23 protein-coding genes and 1 pseudogene are annotated in these 16,987 nt (G+C 32.4%); 22 read left to right on the forward strand and 2 right to left on the reverse strand.

All coding sequences use genetic code 11. The annotated features are described in order from the left end of the window. Positions 1–11 precede the first annotated feature (11 nt). The 18 genes and pseudogenes from rplF (at position 12) to C820_RS08675 (ending at position 11,117) form a co-directional block, all read left to right on the forward strand. Positions 12–554 (forward strand): 50S ribosomal protein L6, encoded by a 543-nt coding sequence (gene rplF / locus C820_RS08590; protein ID WP_004034758.1) that lies wholly within the window; start codon positions 12–14, stop codon positions 552–554. Positions 555–672: 118 nt separating this feature from the next. Then, positions 673–1,041: a 50S ribosomal protein L18 gene (rplR, locus tag C820_RS08595; protein ID WP_004034754.1), complete on the forward strand. Its 369-nt coding sequence runs from the start codon at positions 673–675 to the stop codon at positions 1,039–1,041. A gap of 18 nt (positions 1,042–1,059) precedes the next feature. Continuing rightward, complete coding sequence (gene rpsE, locus C820_RS08600; protein WP_004034752.1) at positions 1,060–1,563, forward strand: 30S ribosomal protein S5; 504 nt, start codon at positions 1,060–1,062, stop codon at positions 1,561–1,563. 13 nt (positions 1,564–1,576) lie between these two features. Further along, the gene (gene rpmD, locus C820_RS08605; RefSeq protein WP_004034744.1) at positions 1,577–1,756 is read left to right on the forward strand and encodes a 50S ribosomal protein L30; all 180 of its coding nucleotides are present in this window, start codon (positions 1,577–1,579) and stop codon (positions 1,754–1,756) included. 27 nt (positions 1,757–1,783) lie between these two features. Further along, positions 1,784–2,227 (forward strand): 50S ribosomal protein L15, encoded by a 444-nt coding sequence (rplO, locus tag C820_RS08610; protein WP_004034735.1) that lies wholly within the window; start codon positions 1,784–1,786, stop codon positions 2,225–2,227. A 1-nt stretch (position 2,228) separates the two neighbouring features. Beyond that, positions 2,229–3,494, forward strand: a complete 1,266-nt coding sequence (gene secY, locus C820_RS08615) for a preprotein translocase subunit SecY (protein ID WP_004034733.1) — start codon at positions 2,229–2,231, stop codon at positions 3,492–3,494. 78 nt (positions 3,495–3,572) lie between these two features. After that, positions 3,573–4,202 carry an adenylate kinase gene (locus C820_RS08620; RefSeq protein ID WP_004034731.1) on the forward strand — a complete coding sequence of 210 codons (630 nt, stop codon included), beginning with the start codon at positions 3,573–3,575 and terminating at the stop codon, positions 4,200–4,202. A gap of 2 nt (positions 4,203–4,204) precedes the next feature. Continuing rightward, on the forward strand, positions 4,205–4,957 hold the full coding sequence (gene map / locus C820_RS08625) for a type I methionyl aminopeptidase (RefSeq protein WP_004034730.1): 753 nt from the start codon (positions 4,205–4,207) through the stop codon (positions 4,955–4,957). Between the two features lie 12 nt (positions 4,958–4,969). After that, the gene (locus C820_RS08630) at positions 4,970–5,245 is read left to right on the forward strand and encodes a KOW domain-containing RNA-binding protein (protein WP_004034724.1); all 276 of its coding nucleotides are present in this window, start codon (positions 4,970–4,972) and stop codon (positions 5,243–5,245) included. A gap of 3 nt (positions 5,246–5,248) precedes the next feature. Next, the gene (infA, locus tag C820_RS08635) at positions 5,249–5,467 is read left to right on the forward strand and encodes a translation initiation factor IF-1 (RefSeq protein ID WP_004034723.1); all 219 of its coding nucleotides are present in this window, start codon (positions 5,249–5,251) and stop codon (positions 5,465–5,467) included. A gap of 18 nt (positions 5,468–5,485) precedes the next feature. Continuing rightward, positions 5,486–5,599: a 50S ribosomal protein L36 gene (rpmJ, locus tag C820_RS08640; RefSeq protein WP_004034721.1), complete on the forward strand. Its 114-nt coding sequence runs from the start codon at positions 5,486–5,488 to the stop codon at positions 5,597–5,599. Positions 5,600–5,846: 247 nt separating this feature from the next. Then, complete coding sequence (gene rpsM / locus C820_RS08645; protein WP_004034719.1) at positions 5,847–6,215, forward strand: 30S ribosomal protein S13; 369 nt, start codon at positions 5,847–5,849, stop codon at positions 6,213–6,215. Positions 6,216–6,245: 30 nt separating this feature from the next. Beyond that, the gene (gene rpsK / locus C820_RS08650) at positions 6,246–6,647 is read left to right on the forward strand and encodes a 30S ribosomal protein S11 (protein WP_004034717.1); all 402 of its coding nucleotides are present in this window, start codon (positions 6,246–6,248) and stop codon (positions 6,645–6,647) included. Positions 6,648–6,677: 30 nt separating this feature from the next. After that, positions 6,678–7,280 carry a 30S ribosomal protein S4 gene (rpsD, locus tag C820_RS08655; protein ID WP_004034715.1) on the forward strand — a complete coding sequence of 201 codons (603 nt, stop codon included), beginning with the start codon at positions 6,678–6,680 and terminating at the stop codon, positions 7,278–7,280. A 74-nt stretch (positions 7,281–7,354) separates the two neighbouring features. Then, positions 7,355–8,314: a DNA-directed RNA polymerase subunit alpha gene (locus C820_RS08660; protein WP_004034711.1), complete on the forward strand. Its 960-nt coding sequence runs from the start codon at positions 7,355–7,357 to the stop codon at positions 8,312–8,314. Positions 8,315–8,449: 135 nt separating this feature from the next. Continuing rightward, positions 8,450–8,680 (forward strand): annotated as a pseudogene (locus tag C820_RS08665) (DNA-directed RNA polymerase subunit alpha C-terminal domain-containing protein); the annotation flags it as partial. Between the two features lie 90 nt (positions 8,681–8,770). Beyond that, entirely contained in the window at positions 8,771–9,313 is a 543-nt protein-coding gene (locus C820_RS08670; RefSeq protein ID WP_004034709.1) for a bL17 family ribosomal protein, read from the forward strand. A gap of 136 nt (positions 9,314–9,449) precedes the next feature. Further along, on the forward strand, positions 9,450–11,117 hold the full coding sequence (locus C820_RS08675; protein WP_004034707.1) for an immunoglobulin-like domain-containing protein: 1,668 nt from the start codon (positions 9,450–9,452) through the stop codon (positions 11,115–11,117). A 48-nt stretch (positions 11,118–11,165) separates the two neighbouring features. Here C820_RS08675 and C820_RS08680 read toward each other — a convergent pair whose 3' ends face one another. Then, on the reverse strand, positions 11,166–12,326 hold the full coding sequence (locus C820_RS08680; RefSeq protein ID WP_004034703.1) for a stalk domain-containing protein: 1,161 nt from the start codon (positions 12,324–12,326) through the stop codon (positions 11,166–11,168). A gap of 14 nt (positions 12,327–12,340) precedes the next feature. Next, complete coding sequence (locus C820_RS08685) at positions 12,341–13,468, reverse strand: stalk domain-containing protein (protein WP_004034701.1); 1,128 nt, start codon at positions 13,466–13,468, stop codon at positions 12,341–12,343. Positions 13,469–13,682: 214 nt separating this feature from the next. Between C820_RS08685 and C820_RS08690 the strand changes: the two genes are divergently transcribed. Genes C820_RS08690 through truA form a run of 4 tightly spaced genes read left to right on the forward strand, consistent with a single transcriptional unit; the run spans position 13,683 to position 16,958 of the window. Further along, positions 13,683–14,549 (forward strand): energy-coupling factor transporter ATPase, encoded by an 867-nt coding sequence (locus tag C820_RS08690; RefSeq protein ID WP_004034699.1) that lies wholly within the window; start codon positions 13,683–13,685, stop codon positions 14,547–14,549. Then, on the forward strand, positions 14,525–15,385 hold the full coding sequence (locus C820_RS08695; protein WP_004034697.1) for an energy-coupling factor transporter ATPase: 861 nt from the start codon (positions 14,525–14,527) through the stop codon (positions 15,383–15,385). Before C820_RS08690 ends, C820_RS08695 begins: the two co-directional genes overlap by 25 nt. Beyond that, entirely contained in the window at positions 15,382–16,206 is an 825-nt protein-coding gene (locus tag C820_RS08700) for an energy-coupling factor transporter transmembrane component T family protein (RefSeq protein WP_004034696.1), read from the forward strand. The genes C820_RS08695 and C820_RS08700 overlap by 4 nt, the downstream gene beginning before the upstream one ends. 5 nt (positions 16,207–16,211) lie before the next feature. Then, entirely contained in the window at positions 16,212–16,958 is a 747-nt protein-coding gene (gene truA, locus C820_RS08705) for a tRNA pseudouridine(38-40) synthase TruA (RefSeq protein WP_035295584.1), read from the forward strand. Positions 16,959–16,987: the final 29 nt, after the last annotated feature.

Raw genomic sequence — 16,987 nt, forward strand, 5'->3', positions numbered from 1 at the left:
AGGTGCAGACCATGTCACGAATTGGTAAATTACCTATTAATATTCCAGCAGGCGTGGAAGTAAAAATTGGTGAAGGAAACCACATTACAGTGAAAGGTCCAAAGGGAACTTTGGAACGTAAATTAGCTGATGACATGAACATCGCAGTAGAAAACGGACAAATCACAGTAACAAGACCAAGTGATTTAAAAAGACATAGAGCATTACACGGATTAACAAGAACATTAATATTCAATATGGTTGTTGGAGTAACACAAGGATATGAAAAAGTACTTGAAATCAATGGTGTAGGTTATAGAGCTGCAAAATCAGGCAAAAAATTAACATTAACATTGGGATATTCTCACCCAGTAGAAATGATGGATCCAGAAGGCATTGAAACAGTGTTAGAAGGACAAAACAAAATTACTGTAAAAGGTATTGATAAAGAAAAAGTCGGACAATTTGCAGCAGAAATCAGAACAAAAAGACCACCTGAACCATATAAAGGTAAAGGTATTAAATATGCTGATGAGCATATCAGAAGAAAAGTTGGTAAGACCGGTAAGAAATAATATAATAAATTATTTATATCGGAAAGTGACTAATTTAGAAGCTGACAAAGTCAAAAATTTTTTATATCATATATATGTATTATGGCTTTGTGGAGTAGTAAAAAAGGAGTGAAGCCAAATGATTAATAAGCCATCACGTGTAGCTGCCCGTGTAAAACGTCATTATAGAATTCGTAATAAAGTAAACGGCACAGCACAACAACCAAGACTGGCTGTATTTCGTTCAAATAAACATATCTACGCACAAATTATAGATGACGTAGCACAAAATACACTTTGTGCAGCATCTACAATGGAAGCGGATATTGCAAGTAAAGTAGAGCATACTTCTACAGTAGAAGCTGCAAAAGTTGTAGGAGAAGCAATTGCAAAAAAAGCAATGGATAAAGGTATCAAAGAAGTTGTATTTGATAGAGGCGGATTTGTATATCACGGAAAAATTCAAGCATTGGCTGATGCAGCAAGAGAAGCCGGCTTACAATTCTAAGGCAAGGAGGAAGACAAATTGAAAAGAATTGATCCAAGTACATTAGATCTTCAAGATAAAGTCGTTACAATCAACCGTGTTACAAAAGTTGTAAAAGGCGGACGTACTTTTAGATTTGCTGCATTGGTTGTAGTAGGCGACGGCAACGGACACGTTGGCTGTGGGCTTGGCAAAGCAGCAGAAATTCCAGATGCCATACGTAAAGGCAAAGAAGATGCTATGAAAAATATTGTAACAGTGGCAAGAAATGAAGTAGATAGTATATATCATGGAACAACAGGAAAATTTGGTAGTGCAAGTGTGTTGCTTATGCCAGCAGTAGAAGGTACTGGTATTATTGCGGGAGGACCTGCACGTGCGGTATTAGAGTTGGCAGGCATACGTAATATCAGAACAAAATCATTAGGTTCTAATAACAAACGTAATGTTGTTAGTGCAACGATTGAAGGTTTATCCAGAGTAACAACACCAGAGGCTGTTGCAAAACTGCGTGGCGTAACAGTAGAAGAACTGTTGAGCTAAGGAGGAATGAACGGTGGCGGAAATTAAAATCACATTAGTGAAATCAACAATCGGAGCAATCCCAAAACATAGAAAAACAGTGCAAGCTTTGGGTTTGAAAAAACTCCATAGTAGTAAAATCCATCAAGACAATGTGGCAATACGTGGAATGATAAAACAGGTAGGTCACCTTGTAAAAGTGGAAGAAATTTAATGTAAAAAGAATGAAGGAGGTGCCGAAATGAACTTAAGCGAATTAAAATCCGCAGAAGGCTCCAGAAAAAATAATTGGAGAAAAGGCAGAGGTCATGCTTCAGGCAATGGAAAGACAGCAGGCAGAGGTCATAAAGGACAAGGAGCACGTTCTGGTTCTGGTGGAAAAACAGGATTTGAAGGTGGACAAATGCCTTTATATAGAAGACTTCCAAAAAGAGGTTTCAAATGCAGAAATTCTAAAGAAATCGTTACAGTAAATGTAGGTTTATTGAATGAAAGATTTGAAAATGATGCAGTAATAGATATAGATGCTTTAAAAGCTGTTGGTTTAATCAGCAATCCAAAAGATGGTGTAAAAATACTTGGCGTTGGAGAGATTGATAAAAAGCTTACAATTAAAGTACAGCAGTTTAGTAAATCTGCCGTAGAAAAAATTGAAGCTGCCGGCGGAAAAGCAGAGGTGATTTGAATTGTTTAACGTTTTCATCAACGCTTGGAAAGTAAAAGAAATCCGCAATAAAATACTTTATACATTAATGATATTTGCAATAGTGAGATTAGGTACAATTATTGCGATACCAGGAATTGATGTAGTAGGAGTGAAGGAAGCACAGCAAGCAGCAGGTATAGGAACACTATATAGTATGATTGCTGGAGGAGCAAATTCACAATGGTCAATATTTGCAATGGGTATTGGGCCATATATTACATCTTCTATTATAATGCAGTTATTGACGATTGCCATACCAAAATTGGAGCAAATGTCAAAAGAGGGAGAAGAAGGACGAAAAAAAGTACAATCTTATAGCAGATATTTAACAGTTGTGCTTGCATTATTGCAGGGACTTGGTGTAACATATAGCTATAGAGGTTTGTTTATAGCAGATAGTATGTTACTGTATGTAAGTTCTGTAGTAACACTGATAGCTGGTTCTACATTTATTATGTGGCTGGCGGAACAAATTTCAGCAAAAGGTATTGGAAATGGTTCTTCCATGGTAATCTTCATCAATATTGTTTCTAGTTTACCTATGGCAACAAAAAGTATGTATGATATGGCAGCAGGTTCTGGTACAAAAGGAATAGCGACAGTGGCTGGTATACTTGTAGTGCTTTTAATTGTATTGGTATTTATTGTATATCTAAATGACGGAGAAAGAAGGTTACCAGTGCAATATTCTGCTAAAATGGCAGGAAGGAAACAAGTTGGCGGAAGAAGTACATTTATGCCAATTAAAGTAAATACTTCTGGTGTAATTTCTATCATTTTTGCGATTTCTTTGTTACAGTTTCCAGAACAAATTGGTCAATTTATACCAAATAAGGGTGAAACGTTTACAAAGATAATCGAAACGCTTCGTATGACAAATCCAGTCGGTGCGTGTTTATATGTAGTATTGATAATCATTTTCACATATTTTTATACATCTATTGTGATAAATCCAAATCAGATTGCAGTAAACATGAAAAAAAGCGGTGGATTTATTCCAGGGATTAGACCAGGACAGCCAACAAGTGATTATATTACAAGGGTAGTAAGCCGTATTACATTAGTAGGAGCGATATGCTATGCAATATTAGCAATGGCACCAGTAGTAATGCAGTGGATATTTAAAGTAAATGTTGGTTTTGGAGGCACAACATTAATCATCGTAGTTGGTGTTGCTTTAGATATTGTAAAAGCTTTAGAGTCCCAGTTGTTGATGCGACATTATAAAGGATTTTTGGGACATTGATGTTTTGACCTTTTAGAAATGCCTTGCATTTCTGAAAGGTTGTATAGTAGGAAGATGTAGAGAGGAGAGAAAAGCCGTATGAGATTAGTACTAATAGGTGCACCAGCAGCAGGAAAAGGAACACAAGCAAGAAAATTGATAAATCATTTTCAATTAGCGTATATCTCAACAGGTGATATGCTTAGAGAAGAAGTAAGTCGTGGAACTGAGTTGGGAAGTAAAGCAAAAAGTATTATGGCAAGTGGCGGTTTAGTACCAGATGAACTAATTATTGCTATAGTAAATGAAAGAATAAAACAAGATGACTGCAAAAATGGTTTTATATTGGACGGTTTTCCTCGTACCACAGTACAGGCAGAAAAACTGGACGAAATGGTAAAACTAGATAAAGCAGTTTATATCAATGCACCAGATGATGTTATGCTAGAAAGAATTACAGCAAGAGAAACCTGCCCAAAATGTGGAGCTTCTTATAACAAAATATCACTTCCACCTAAAAAAGCAGGCATTTGCGATGTATGTGGTGAAGGATTGACACAAAGAAAAGATGATACATTGGAAGCAGGAAAAGCACGTCTTGCAACATTCCATGAACAGTCTGAGCCATTGGTAGAATATTATAAAAAACAAGGTATATTGTTTGAAGTAGATGGTATGCTGGGTGTAGAAGAAGTTTCTAAAGCAATTATAGCAGAATTAGAGGCATAAAAATGGCGGTTCATATTAAAACGAGAGAACAAATCGAAAAGATGAAAATAGCTGGAGAAATACTTGCGAAATTAGATGAGGTATTAAAAAAAGAAATAAAACCTGGAGTAACAACAAAACAGTTGGATAGTATAGCAGAAGAGTATATACGAAGTCAGGGAGCAGTACCATCATTTAAAGGCTATGGAGGTTTTCCTGGTTCTATTTGTGCATCTGTTAATGATGAAATCGTTCATGGTATTCCAAGTGAAAGAAAATTAAAACAAGGTGACATTATCAGTATAGATATGGGAAGTTATATAGGTGGTTATCATGCAGATGCGGCAAGAACGTATGCAGTAGGAGAAATCACACCAGAATTACAAAAGCTGATTGATGTAACAAAACAAAGTTTTTTTGAAGGAATACAATATGCTAAGCAAGGGTGTCATTTAAATCAAATTGGTATAGCAATACAAAAATATGTAGAGCAAAATGGTTTTTCTGTTGTAAGAGAGTATGTAGGGCATGGTATAGGAAGAAAACTGCATGAAGACCCTTCTGTTGCAAACTATAGACAACAACGAAAAGGCATATTACTAAAAAGAGGTATGACACTAGCAATAGAGCCTATGGTAAATATGGGTTCTTATCAGTTAAAAGTATTAAAAGATGGCTGGACAGCTGTAACAAGAGATGGTCTTTGTGCAGCACATTATGAAAATACAGTAGTGATTACGAATGGAGAACCAGAAATTCTCACATTACTGCCATAAGAGGTGATGACAATGGAATATGAAGTCGGGCAGATTGTTTATTCAAAAAGTGGTCATGACAAAGGCGGAATATTTGTAATTATGTCCGTTGAAGGCGAGTATGTATATCTAATAGATGGAAAGAACCGTACTTTGGAGAAACCGAAAAGAAAAAAGATAAAACATATACAAGCAACAAAATTTGTCAGCAACTCTTTACAGCAAAAACTCAATCAAAAAAGCTATCTGTTAAATGCTGATATTGTAAAAGTTTTGAGAGAATATAGTAATAGTAAAGGAGGTTTCTAGGTTTTGTCAAAAGATGACGTAATTGAAGTAGAAGGAACTGTATTAGAAAAATTACCGAATGCAATGTTTCAGGTAGAATTAGAAAATGGCCATCAAATATTGGCACATATTTCAGGTAAACTTCGTATGAATTTTATAAGAATATTACCAGGTGATAAAGTATTAGTGGAAATGTCACCATATGATTTAACAAAAGGTAGAATTATATGGAGAGCAAAATAAGGAAGGAGAGGTTCACTAATGAAGGTAAGACCATCTGTAAAACCAATGTGTGAAAAATGCAGAATTATTAAAAGAAAAGGCCGTGTAATGGTAATTTGTGAAAATCCAAAACACAAACAAAAACAAGGCTAATAAGTAGCAGCTGATAATCTATTTATGGTGATGGAGAGGTCAATAGTCCTTACCAGACCGGAGGAGAAAATCCGTCAAAAGTAGGTATCGAAGGAGTATACAGTTAATAGTGGGGGCAGCTGATAGAGGACGGTCTATATCCCTATTTGTGATACCCAACGTTACTATAAAAATGTAAAGATATAAAAATATAATAGTAGTTAATATAGATAAAGTATAGAATTTTTTCAGGAGGTGTAATTGATACATGGCACGTATTGCTGGTGTAGACTTACCAAGAGAGAAACGAGTAGAAATTGGTTTGACATATGTATATGGTATCGGACGTCCGAGTTCAAATAGAATATTAAAAGAAGCGGGAGTAAATCCTGATACAAGAGTAAGAGATTTGACAGATGAGGAAGTATCTCGTATAAGAGATGTCATTGACCGCTCTCAAAAAGTAGAAGGTGATTTAAGACGTGAAATCGCTTTAAATATCAAACGTCTGATTGAAATTGGTTGTTATAGAGGTATTCGTCATAGAAAAGGCCTTCCAGTAAGAGGACAAAAGACAAAAACAAATGCAAGAACAAGAAAAGGCCCAAGAAAAACAGTAGCAAATAAGAAGAAATAATCATATTTCATAAGGAGGTTTGAGTGTAAAATGGCAAAGAAGGCAGTAAAAAAGACAACGACACGTAGACGTCGTGATAAAAGACGTGTAGAACGTGGTCAAGCACATATTCAGTCTACTTTTAATAATACAATTGTTACAATTACAGACGCTGCAGGAAATGCACTTTCCTGGGCAAGTGCAGGACAGTTAGGTTTTAGAGGCTCAAGAAAATCCACACCATATGCTGCACAACAAGCAGCAGATACAGCTGCAAAAGCTGCATCAGACTATGGTCTGAAAACAGTTGAAGTATTTGTAAAAGGTCCTGGTTCAGGACGTGAAGCTGCAATCCGTGCATTACAGGCTGCTGGTCTTGATGTAACACTTATCAAAGACGTAACACCTGTACCACATAATGGTTGTAGACCACCAAAACGTAGAAGAGTTTAATCTAAAATCTAACAGGAGGTGCTATAAGAAATGGCAAGAGATAGAGTTCCAGTGTTAAAAAGATGTAGGTCATTAAATTTAGACCCTATCTTTTTGGGAATTGACAAAAAATCTAAAAAACAAAATCCAAGAGCTGGTAAAAAATTAAGTGAATATGGTTTACAATTAAGAGAAAAACAAAAAGCAAAATTTATATATGGTGTATTAGAAAAACAATTTAGAGGATACTATGCAAAAGCAGAACAGATTGCAAAAAAAGAAGGTATTCCTGGTGAAAACCTGCTTATGATTTTGGAATTAAGATTAGATAATATAATGTTCCGCTTAGGCTATGGTAGAACAAGAAAAGAAGCAAGACAAATTGTGCGTCATAAACATGTATTGGTAAATGGTAAACCAGTAGATATTCCATCTTACCAAGTAAAAGTAGGCGATACAATAGAAATCAAAGAAAAATATAAATCCATGCAAAGATATAAAGATGTTTTGGAAGTAACAGGTGCAAGAATTGTGCCTGAATGGTTGTCTGCAAACCATGACGCATTAAGCGGTACAGTGTTGTCTAAACCTCAGAGAGCACAAATTGATGTACCAGTTGAGGAAACACTTATCGTCGAGTTGTACTCCAAATAATTAAAAAAATCAGTCAATTATTATGCCGCAGTATTTCTGCGGCAAACTATCATAAAAGAGGGAGGTTTGCATGAGTGTTTGAATTTGAGAAACCTCGCATTGAAATTGATAAGATGGCACCAGATAAAACATATGGTAAATTTGTAGTAGAGCCTTTGGAAAGAGGCTATGGTACAACATTAGGCAATTCATTAAGAAGAATATTGCTTTCTTCATTACCTGGTGCAGCAGTAAGCAATGTCAAAATAGATGGTGTACTTCATGAATTTAGTGTAATTCCTGGAGTAAAAGAAGATGTAACAGAAATCATATTAAATTTGAAAGGACTTGCCATAAAAAACAACAGTGAAGGCAATGAGCCAAAAATTGCATACATTGATGTAGAAGGCGAAGGAGAAGTAAAAGGTTCTGATTTAAAAGCCGATAGTGACATTGAAATTATGAACCCAGACCATCACATTGCAACATTAAGCGGCGGTACAAATACACGTTTATCTATGGAAATTACCATAAATAAGGGACGTGGATATATTGGCAGTGATAAGAACAAAAAAGACGACCAGCCTATTGGTATGCTTCCAGTGGATAGTATATTTACACCAGTAACAAGAGTAAACTTTTTAGTAGAGAATACTCGTGTTGGTCAAATTACTGATTATGATAAATTGACATTGGAAGTTTGGACAAATGGAACAATTGCACCAGACGATGCAGTAAGTTATGGTGCGAAAATATTAAATGAGCATTTGAACCTTTTCATTGACTTGTCTGATAATGCAAAAAATACGGAAATTATGGTAGAGAAAGAAGAAGGTAAAAAGGAAAAAGTGCTTGAAATGAGCATTGAAGAACTTGACCTTTCTGTACGTTCCTATAACTGTTTGAAACGTGCAGGTATCAATACTGTAGAAGATTTAGCAAATAAAACAGAAGAAGAAATGATGAAGGTAAGAAATCTGGGACGTAAGTCACTAGAAGAAGTGCTTAATAAAATGGCAGAGTTGGGCTTGGCTTTACGCCCAAGCGATGAATAATGTATTCTGTAAAAATGTTGTGTAAGTGATTAGCAGATATTTGTAAAAGAGGGTATAGATATGTCAGAAGAATTTGCTTCTATACAAAAAATAGATGATCTTTTTATAAGTAATTGCAATCAGAATACGAATATAAAACAAAATATCAATAAAGAAAAAATGCTTGAAATGGGTATTGAACAACTTGATTTAGAGGTTCGCTCTTATAATTGCCTAAAACGTGCGGGTATTCACACAATAGAAGATTTAATTAACAAAACAGAAAAAGAAATAATGAAAGTGAAATACTTGGAACAAAGGTCATTAGAAGAAGTTCAATATCAATTAGCAAAGTTAGGCTTGGCTTTACGCTCAAGCGGTGGATAATAATATTCTGCAAAATTACGAAAAAACGTAATGCCAAAGAGTTGTTTTTTCGGGGTCAGTTTTGCAGGCGATAACAAGGAGGATACAGATATGCACGCATCTGGTTATAGAAAACTTGGACGCACATCATCACAAAGAAAGGCTCTTTTGAAAAATCAAGTTACAAATTTATTGTATCATGGTAAAATTAAAACAACAGAAACAAGAGCAAAAGAAGTGAGAAGAATTGCTGAAAAGCTGATTACATTAGCTGTAAAAGAGAAAGATAACTTTGAAGAAGTAGAAGTAATGGCAAAAGTTGCAAAAAAAGATGCCAATGGTAAAAGAGTAAAAGAGATTGTAGATGGTAAAAAAGTAACTGTTTATGAAGAAAAGAAAAAAACAATTAAAAAAGATAAACCATCTAGATTAAACGCAAGACGTAAAATATTAAGTGAACTTTATACAGTAACAGAAGTACCAAAAGATGGCAAAAAGAAAAGAAGCCTTAGTAAAGAAGTAGATATGGCTGCAAAACTTTTTGACGAAATTGCACCAAAATATGCTGACCGTAAAGGTGGATATACTAGAATAATTAAAATTGGTATGAGAAAAGGCGACGGTGCTCCAGAAGTAATTATTGAATTAGTATAAAATTAACATAAAAAAAACCTTGAATATTCAAGGTTTTTTTTATGTTATAAATATTAAAAAATTCTTAAAGTATTTAAAATTTACAAAAAAAGTATTTTTTTGTGTTATACTATATAAATAGATAGGAGGGGTAGAAATGAAAAAAATTGTTGTTATATTCATCATAGTATATATAATTTGTATATCATTATTTCAGGTATTTGCGGAACAAAATACAATCATGTTGTACGATATGAAGTTGACACTTTCTAAATATAATAATGAAGTAGATTTTGATAAAAGCGATGATGTAGCATTTTATACAGAACATGATATGTATGACAAAGAAGTAAAAGAAATAAAATATATATTTGAAAATCATACAAATATGAAAGTAAGTTATGGTCATGATGCAGAATTAGAAATGTTTGTAAATGGACAATGGTATGAAATTAATCTTAAAAGAGGTATTGATGATGTTGCTATGATATTAAATAGCAATACAAAAAGAGAAGATGTATTTCAGTGGAATATAGAAGGCTATGATTTGCCAGAAGGAAAGTATCGTATTATAAAACAATTAAGCGATAGAACATATGGAAAACTTGGGGTATTTGGTGAAAGAAAATATTGTGCAGAATTTGAAATTAGTAATACAAAAAATGCAGAAAGTGACACAAATACTGTTATGTGGTGCAATATAGAGCTACAACCATCTAAATATAATGAAACAGATTTTGATAAAAGTGGTTCTGTAGTATTTCAAACAGAGCATAATGTATATGCAGAAGATATTGAAGAAATTACATATATATTTAAAAATCAGACAGCAAAAGAATTAAAATATGGTTATGACACTGAAGTAGAAGTGTTTATAAATGAAAAGTGGTATGAGATACCACGCAGGCATGACAGAGATGACGCAGGAATTTCATTAAATTTTAATAAAAAGAGAGCAGGTATATTTAGATGGAGCGTAGCAGCTACTGATTGGGATATAAGAGAAATAGACTTACCAAAAGGAAAATATCGCTTAATAAAGCAAGTAAGTGATAGTGATAATAGTTATGGAGAATATGGCTTTTTTGGTAAAAGAAAATATTATGCTGAATTTGAAATTGGAAAATCTATTTATACAAAATATTCTCCTTATGGTTATGAAAAATTACAAAGGCTACCAAAAGAATATACAAAAAAAATTGCTATAAAAAATGATGATGTTGTATTGATAGAAGGTGGAGAAACAGAAAATACAGAAAATATAAAGAAATTTATAGAAAACGTAGATTTGGGAATACCAGCTTTTTTAAGAATGACAAGATATTTAAAAAATGGTGATATACTTATTACAGAAGTAGAATATACAAAGGGAAAATATATTTATCGCTATGATAGTACAAGAACACAAAAAGATATAGGTATTATAAAAAAAGAATATCCTTATATGATAACAGACGGAAATAATGTATATTTAAGTAACTGGTCAAATTGGGAATATAAACAAAAATATCAAGGAGAAGCAGGAGAGCATTTGTTTTCAAAAGCAAATGGAGAATGTGCAATGTATGCTGTAGAAGAAGTAAAACACATTATGGAGAAATATTCACAAGGAAGTACAGTATATAGAATAAAAATAAAAGACCAAGAATATTATTTTTCAGAACAAACAGCAATAGAACAAGTTTTAAAATTAGAAAAAAGAAAAGGACATATCAATATTGAAATAACAGATATTATATGGCACGATAATGGAGAATTTTTAATAAAAGTGGTATCAGAAGATAGAAAAGAAGGATATACTACAGTATATAAATTATATGAGTAGTTAAGTAATAAAACCTCTAGTTAGCATACTAGAGGTTTTATATTGTATTTAGTAGTTATAATAAAATGTTTTTGTTTTTTCGTCCCAATAGAAATTGGTATTATTGTAAGTAAGTGCATCAATAGCGGAACGAACAGGAACATATAATACACCGTATTTTATTTCTGCATTTGTAGGCATTTCTATGGTATCATCAATGCTTTTTGGAATAAAATCTTTTTTATCATAATCATAAAAAGTTTGTGCTATATTTGATTGATTTTGAAAAAGAACATTACACCTATATAATATAGATGCAGATTGATTATTGTCATACCAATTTAAAAAATGAGAATGTTCAAAGTCATTTTGACCATAAGGAATAGAATAATTGTATCGAACGCTATAAATACTGTCTAAAAAAAGAGCCTCTCCTAAAGAATATACTGGTACCATAAGTATATTATCTTTTATATAAGAACTACCTTCCATATCAAATTTTGTATCATTTAACATATAATAATTTTTGTCTGCTGTAAAAGAAAGTCTTCCCCCAATATAATAATCACCACCACAGCCTTGTCTAAGAGTATTGTGCTGTGCCCAAAAGCGAGCATTTACTATAATATTTTCTGTGCTATATTCTGAAAATAAATTTTTATCTAATTCATTTGAAACAGATACAGAAAGTATACATTCTCTTTCTTTCCATTCATTTTCATTCATACGATTAGTTAGTATAGTTAGATTTGTAATTGTGATTTCAGAGGGCATAGTGCTTTGGTGTTCTATGTCAATTTTAATTGTTTTGCCATTTCCAATAGCAGATGCGATAATATCGCCAGATGTTGTTGTACATTTCATATCTTTTAATAAAGTACCTTCGTCTATAGTAATATATATAGAACCTTCTTGTAAAGCTCCAGCAGTATTTTCTTTTATTTTGATGTAGCTTGGACGAGCATAAGCATCATCATGATGTAAAAAGCTACCTTCTGTACAAATAGTAATATTTCCTGTAGAAAGAGAAATTTCTGTTGCTGTAATTTGTGAAGCTTTATAATCATCAATATATTTTTGATGTTTTTTATCATCTATGCCATAATTTTTATAATAAGAGTATTCACGAGCTTTTTCTTTGTTTACCACATAGTAAGGCAAATTTTGTTCTGCAAATGTAGAATTTGTAAAAAGTAACAGAAAAATACACAATAAACAACAAAATTTCATATTATTTCCCCCTTTTAATGTTCAATTAACATTGTTTTTGCAGTATCGTCCCAGTACATATACTTGCTTATATCCCATCGTAATATTGCTCCTACTGTTTCAGCACAGAGAGGAACATAAATTGTATCATTTTTAATTTCAGCAGCAACAGGCAATTCTATTATACTATTTTGCTTACGATAGGCACGTATAACAGTCATAGTATTGGATTTATCTTGAAAGGAAACACTATAATAATCAGCGTCTCCTATAGTAGCTATTTTTTGTTCTGTATCCCAGTTTAGGCGGAAAACACTAATAGAAGGATTTAAAACGTATGTTTCACAATAATGGTTGTCTACTATAAAAACGTGATAAAGAGAACGCAAAGGCACCATTAAATAATTTTGTTTTAAATAAGTGTCATGGTATAAAAATATAATATTATCATTTAATATACAATAAGAAATACCATTTGCAAATAAAAGCCTACCTTCAAATCGAAAACCTTCATAGCAGTATTCTCCGTCATACCATTCCATAGTAGCAAAACGATTATTTAATATTACATTTTTGGTATTATGAAATAAATTATCACCATTGATATATTTTGAAGTTAAAGAAAGTACAAATTCACTTTTTGCTTCACTGTTTTCGTTTTTTCCTTCTGGCAATATCATAATGCGATTTAATATGATCTCAGAAGGAACTGTACTTGTTTGTGTAATTTCTAATTTGATATAACTTCCATTTCCTACAGCAGTGGCTTTCATATCGCCTTGTGTTATAATAGCAGAAATATCTTTTAAAAATCTTCCTTTATTTAGTTCAAAATAAATACAGTCACCTTTTTTAAGAGAACCAGCTTTTTGTTCTTTTATTTTAATATATTCTGGAGAGAGTACAGCAGCATTATAAATACGAAAAACACCTTTTGTAGAAATAGTAATATCTTTTTCAGAAGGTAATGCTATAGTTGTTTCTGTTGTTTGAGATGCTTTATATTGCTGTAAATATTCTTCATAATTTTCCATTTGAAAAATGAAAGATGTGCTGTTTTCTTGTTCTTTTTGTTTTTCAATAGTGGGAGAATGTTGTTCTGCGGAAGCAGTAAAAGGAAATAAAATAATACATAAAAATAATAATAAATATATTTTTTTCATAGACATTACCTCTCTTAAAAATAAAATGACAGTATAATATATCATTAGTATACCACAATAAGGTATTAATTTTAATACAATATAGTAAATGTAATAAAGTTTTAAGGAATATAACAATTAAAGCAAAATGATTGCTTTTTGACAAAGAATACATTATACTATTTCTAGCTGTGAGCAGTTTTTGCCATAGACTAATATAACAGGCGGTGAAAATATGGAAATGATAAAAGCCGAAAATCTGTCTTATGAATATATTAAAGTAATAGAAACAGAAAAAGGCACAAAAGAAGAAAAAATATTAGCACTAAACCATGTCAATCTATCCATTCAACAGGGCAGTTTTGTAGCGGTACTAGGACATAATGGTTCAGGAAAATCTACATTTGCAAAACATATCAACGCTTTAGTACGTCCTACAGAGGGAGTATTGTGGATAAATGGATATGATACACAAAAAGAGGAATTGATTTGGGATATTAGACAAAGTGCAGGAATGGTATTTCAAAATCCTGATAACCAATTAGTAGCGACTGTAGTAGAAGAAGATATTGCATTTGGCCCTGAAAATATGGGAATACCTTCTGAACAAATACGAAAGAGGGTAGATGATGCTTTGAATGCAGTAGGTATGTTGGAATATAAACAACATTCTCCTGCAAAACTCTCAGGAGGACAAAAGCAAAGAATAGCTATAGCAGGTGTACTCGCTATGAAACCAAAATGTATTGTATTTGACGAACCTACAGCAATGTTAGACCCTGTAGGTAGAAAAGATGTTATGGATACTATATTGCAGTTAAATAAAGAAGAAGGCATGACCATTGTATTAATAACGCATTATATGGACGAAGCAGTAAAAGCAGAAAAAGTGTTTGTAATAGATGATGGCAATATGGTATTAGAGGGAACACCAAAAGAAGTATTTCCTCAAGTAGAAACATTAAAAAGTTATGGTTTAGATGTACCACAAGTAACAGAAACCGCATATGAATTGAAAAAAATGGGAATTAATATATCACAAGATATTTTAACAGTGGAAGAAATGGTAGGTGCAATATGTCAATTAAAATCAGCCATTTAACACATATTTATAATGCAGATACAATATTTGAAAAAACAGCTTTGAATGATATTAGTATAGAGATACAAAAAGGAGAATTTATAGGACTGATTGGTCATACAGGCTCAGGAAAGTCTACATTAATACAGCATCTCAATGGTACAATATCCCCTACATCAGGAGAAATATTACTTGATGGAGAAAATATACACAAAGATAAAACAAAATTAAAAGAAGTAAGACAAAGAGTAGGACTTGCTTTTCAATATCCAGAGCATCAGCTTTTTGAAATGACAGTATATAAAGATGTAGCATTTGGCCCTACGAATATGAAATTAACAGAACAAGAAATTGATAAAAGAGTAAAAGAAGCATTACAGACTGTAGGACTAAGTGAAGCAGTCTATGATAAATCCCCTTTTGAACTGTCTGGAGGACAAAAAAGACGTGTGGCAATAGCAGGTGTGTTAGCTATGAACCCAGAGATATTGATATTAGATGAGCCAACAGCAGGATTAGACCCTAAAGGCAGAGATGAAATATTATATGCTATTAAACAACTACATGAACAAAGAGGCATTACGATTATATTGGTTTCTCATAGCATGGAAGATGTGGCGAAATTAGCGGACAGGCTTATTGTAATGGAAAAGGGACATATTGCTATGACAGGCACACCAAAAGAAGTATTTGCTAAAGTAAAAGAATTAGAAAAAATAGGTTTAGCAGCACCTCAAATTAGTTATGTAATTGCAGCATTAAAAGAAAAGGGCTATACTTTACCAAAGGATATTTATACAGTAGAAGAAGCAGTAAAAGCGTTGTATACATTGTTGAAAGGAGAGAAACAACTATGATTAGAGATATTACAATAGGGCAGTATTATCCTGTCAATTCTCCTATACACAGTATGGACGCAAGAGTAAAATTAATTATTACATTTTTGTTTATATTAACATTGTTTTTTGTAAATACATTTTTAGGATATATTTTTGTAATATTGTGTATGTCAGCAGTAATTAAGGCGTCAAAAGTACCTTTAAAATTTATGCTAAAAGGCATAAAAGGTATATTGATTATTATATTATTTACAGCATTTATAAATGTTTTTATGACAAGAGGAGAACATATATTATTTGAATGGGGTATTTTTACAGTTACGACAGAAGGTATATTGATTGCTATAAAAATGTGTATTAGAATTGTTTTACTTGTAATAGGTTCTTCTATATTGACATTAACTACAACACCTATACAGTTAACAGATGGTATAGAATATATATTGCGTCCTTTTAAAAAAATAGGTGTGCCAGCACATGAAATTGCTATGATGATGACAATAGCATTGCGTTTTATACCTACATTATTAGATGAAACAGATAAAATTATGAAAGCACAACAAGCAAGAGGAGCAGATTTTGATAGCGGAAGTTTACTCCAGAGGGCAAAAAGTTTAATTCCTATATTAGTGCCTCTATTTATATCTTCTTTTCGCCGAGCAGATGAGTTAGCTATGGCTATGGAGGCAAGATGCTATCATGGTGATGAAAATAGAACAAGAATGAATGTGATGATACTAAAGTCTTCAGACTATAGAGCAGTTATAATATTAGTGGCATATTGTATTGCATTGATAGTACTACGTTTTGCAGCATCACAATTTTCTTTTATATGGTGATAAACATGAAAAAAAGAATATTATTTACTATTGCTTATGATGGTACAGAATATGCAGGCTGGCAAAAACAAAAATATGATGGTGTTAAAACAGTGCAAGCAACAGTTGAAAATGCTTGTAAAAAACTGTTTGGTAAACAAGATATAGAGGTAATTGGAGCAAGTAGAACAGATGCAGGTGTTCATGCAATGGGACAAAGAGCAGTAATAGATATAGAAACACCTATACCAACAGCAAAAATTCCTTTTGCAATACGTTCTTTTTTACCTGATGATATTGTAGTGAGGAAAACAGAAGAAGTAGCAGAAAGTTTTCACCCTAGATATAATTGTATAAAAAAAACATATTGTTATACATTTTATAATGATAATTTTTGTAATCCTATCGTAAGAAAACATAGTGTATTTGTTCATGAAAAATTGGATATACTGGCAATGAAACAAGCAGCAAGTTATTTGATAGGAACACATGATTTTAAATGTTTTTGTGCAGCAGGAAGCAATGTAACTACTACTATAAGAACAATATTTGACTGTAAAATAGAAAGAAAAGAGAATTTTGTAAATATTATAATTACAGGAGATGGTTTTTTATATAATATGGTTAGAATTATAGCAGGTACATTGTTAGAAGTAGCAAAAGGGAATAAAAAAGCAGAAGATATGCTTTCCATTATTGATAGTAAAGATAGAACAAAAGCAGGTATGACTGCTCCCGCAAAAGGATTAACATTACTTGAAATTTATTATTGACAATAGTAGATTTTTGTAATATAATTATT

The sequence above is a fragment of the Clostridium sp. MD294 genome (assembly GCF_000364165.2).
Classification (GTDB): domain Bacteria; phylum Bacillota; class Clostridia; order Lachnospirales; family Anaerotignaceae; genus Coprocola.

Excerpts from the sequence above, each read along its gene's own strand:
- rplF (WP_004034758.1), top strand. The coding sequence starts at position 12 with ATGTCACGAATTGGTAAATTACCTATTAATATTCCAGCAGGCGTGGAA.
- rplR (WP_004034754.1), top strand. The coding sequence starts at position 673 with ATGATTAATAAGCCATCACGTGTAGCTGCCCGTGTAAAACGTCATTAT.
- rplO (WP_004034735.1), top strand. The coding sequence starts at position 1,784 with ATGAACTTAAGCGAATTAAAATCCGCAGAAGGCTCCAGAAAAAATAAT.
- C820_RS08620 (WP_004034731.1), top strand. The coding sequence starts at position 3,573 with ATGAGATTAGTACTAATAGGTGCACCAGCAGCAGGAAAAGGAACACAA.
- map (WP_004034730.1), top strand. The coding sequence starts at position 4,205 with ATGGCGGTTCATATTAAAACGAGAGAACAAATCGAAAAGATGAAAATA.
- C820_RS08630 (WP_004034724.1), top strand. The coding sequence starts at position 4,970 with ATGGAATATGAAGTCGGGCAGATTGTTTATTCAAAAAGTGGTCATGAC.
- rpmJ (WP_004034721.1), top strand. The coding sequence starts at position 5,486 with ATGAAGGTAAGACCATCTGTAAAACCAATGTGTGAAAAATGCAGAATT.
- rpsM (WP_004034719.1), top strand. The coding sequence starts at position 5,847 with ATGGCACGTATTGCTGGTGTAGACTTACCAAGAGAGAAACGAGTAGAA.
- rpsK (WP_004034717.1), top strand. The coding sequence starts at position 6,246 with ATGGCAAAGAAGGCAGTAAAAAAGACAACGACACGTAGACGTCGTGAT.
- rpsD (WP_004034715.1), top strand. The coding sequence starts at position 6,678 with ATGGCAAGAGATAGAGTTCCAGTGTTAAAAAGATGTAGGTCATTAAAT.
- C820_RS08670 (WP_004034709.1), top strand. The coding sequence starts at position 8,771 with ATGCACGCATCTGGTTATAGAAAACTTGGACGCACATCATCACAAAGA.
- C820_RS08675 (WP_004034707.1), top strand. The coding sequence starts at position 9,450 with ATGAAAAAAATTGTTGTTATATTCATCATAGTATATATAATTTGTATA.
- C820_RS08680 (WP_004034703.1), bottom strand. The coding sequence starts at position 12,326 with ATGAAATTTTGTTGTTTATTGTGTATTTTTCTGTTACTTTTTACAAAT.
- C820_RS08685 (WP_004034701.1), bottom strand. The coding sequence starts at position 13,468 with ATGAAAAAAATATATTTATTATTATTTTTATGTATTATTTTATTTCCT.
- C820_RS08690 (WP_004034699.1), top strand. The coding sequence starts at position 13,683 with ATGGAAATGATAAAAGCCGAAAATCTGTCTTATGAATATATTAAAGTA.
- C820_RS08695 (WP_004034697.1), top strand. The coding sequence starts at position 14,525 with ATGTCAATTAAAATCAGCCATTTAACACATATTTATAATGCAGATACA.
- C820_RS08700 (WP_004034696.1), top strand. The coding sequence starts at position 15,382 with ATGATTAGAGATATTACAATAGGGCAGTATTATCCTGTCAATTCTCCT.
- truA (WP_035295584.1), top strand. The coding sequence starts at position 16,212 with ATGAAAAAAAGAATATTATTTACTATTGCTTATGATGGTACAGAATAT.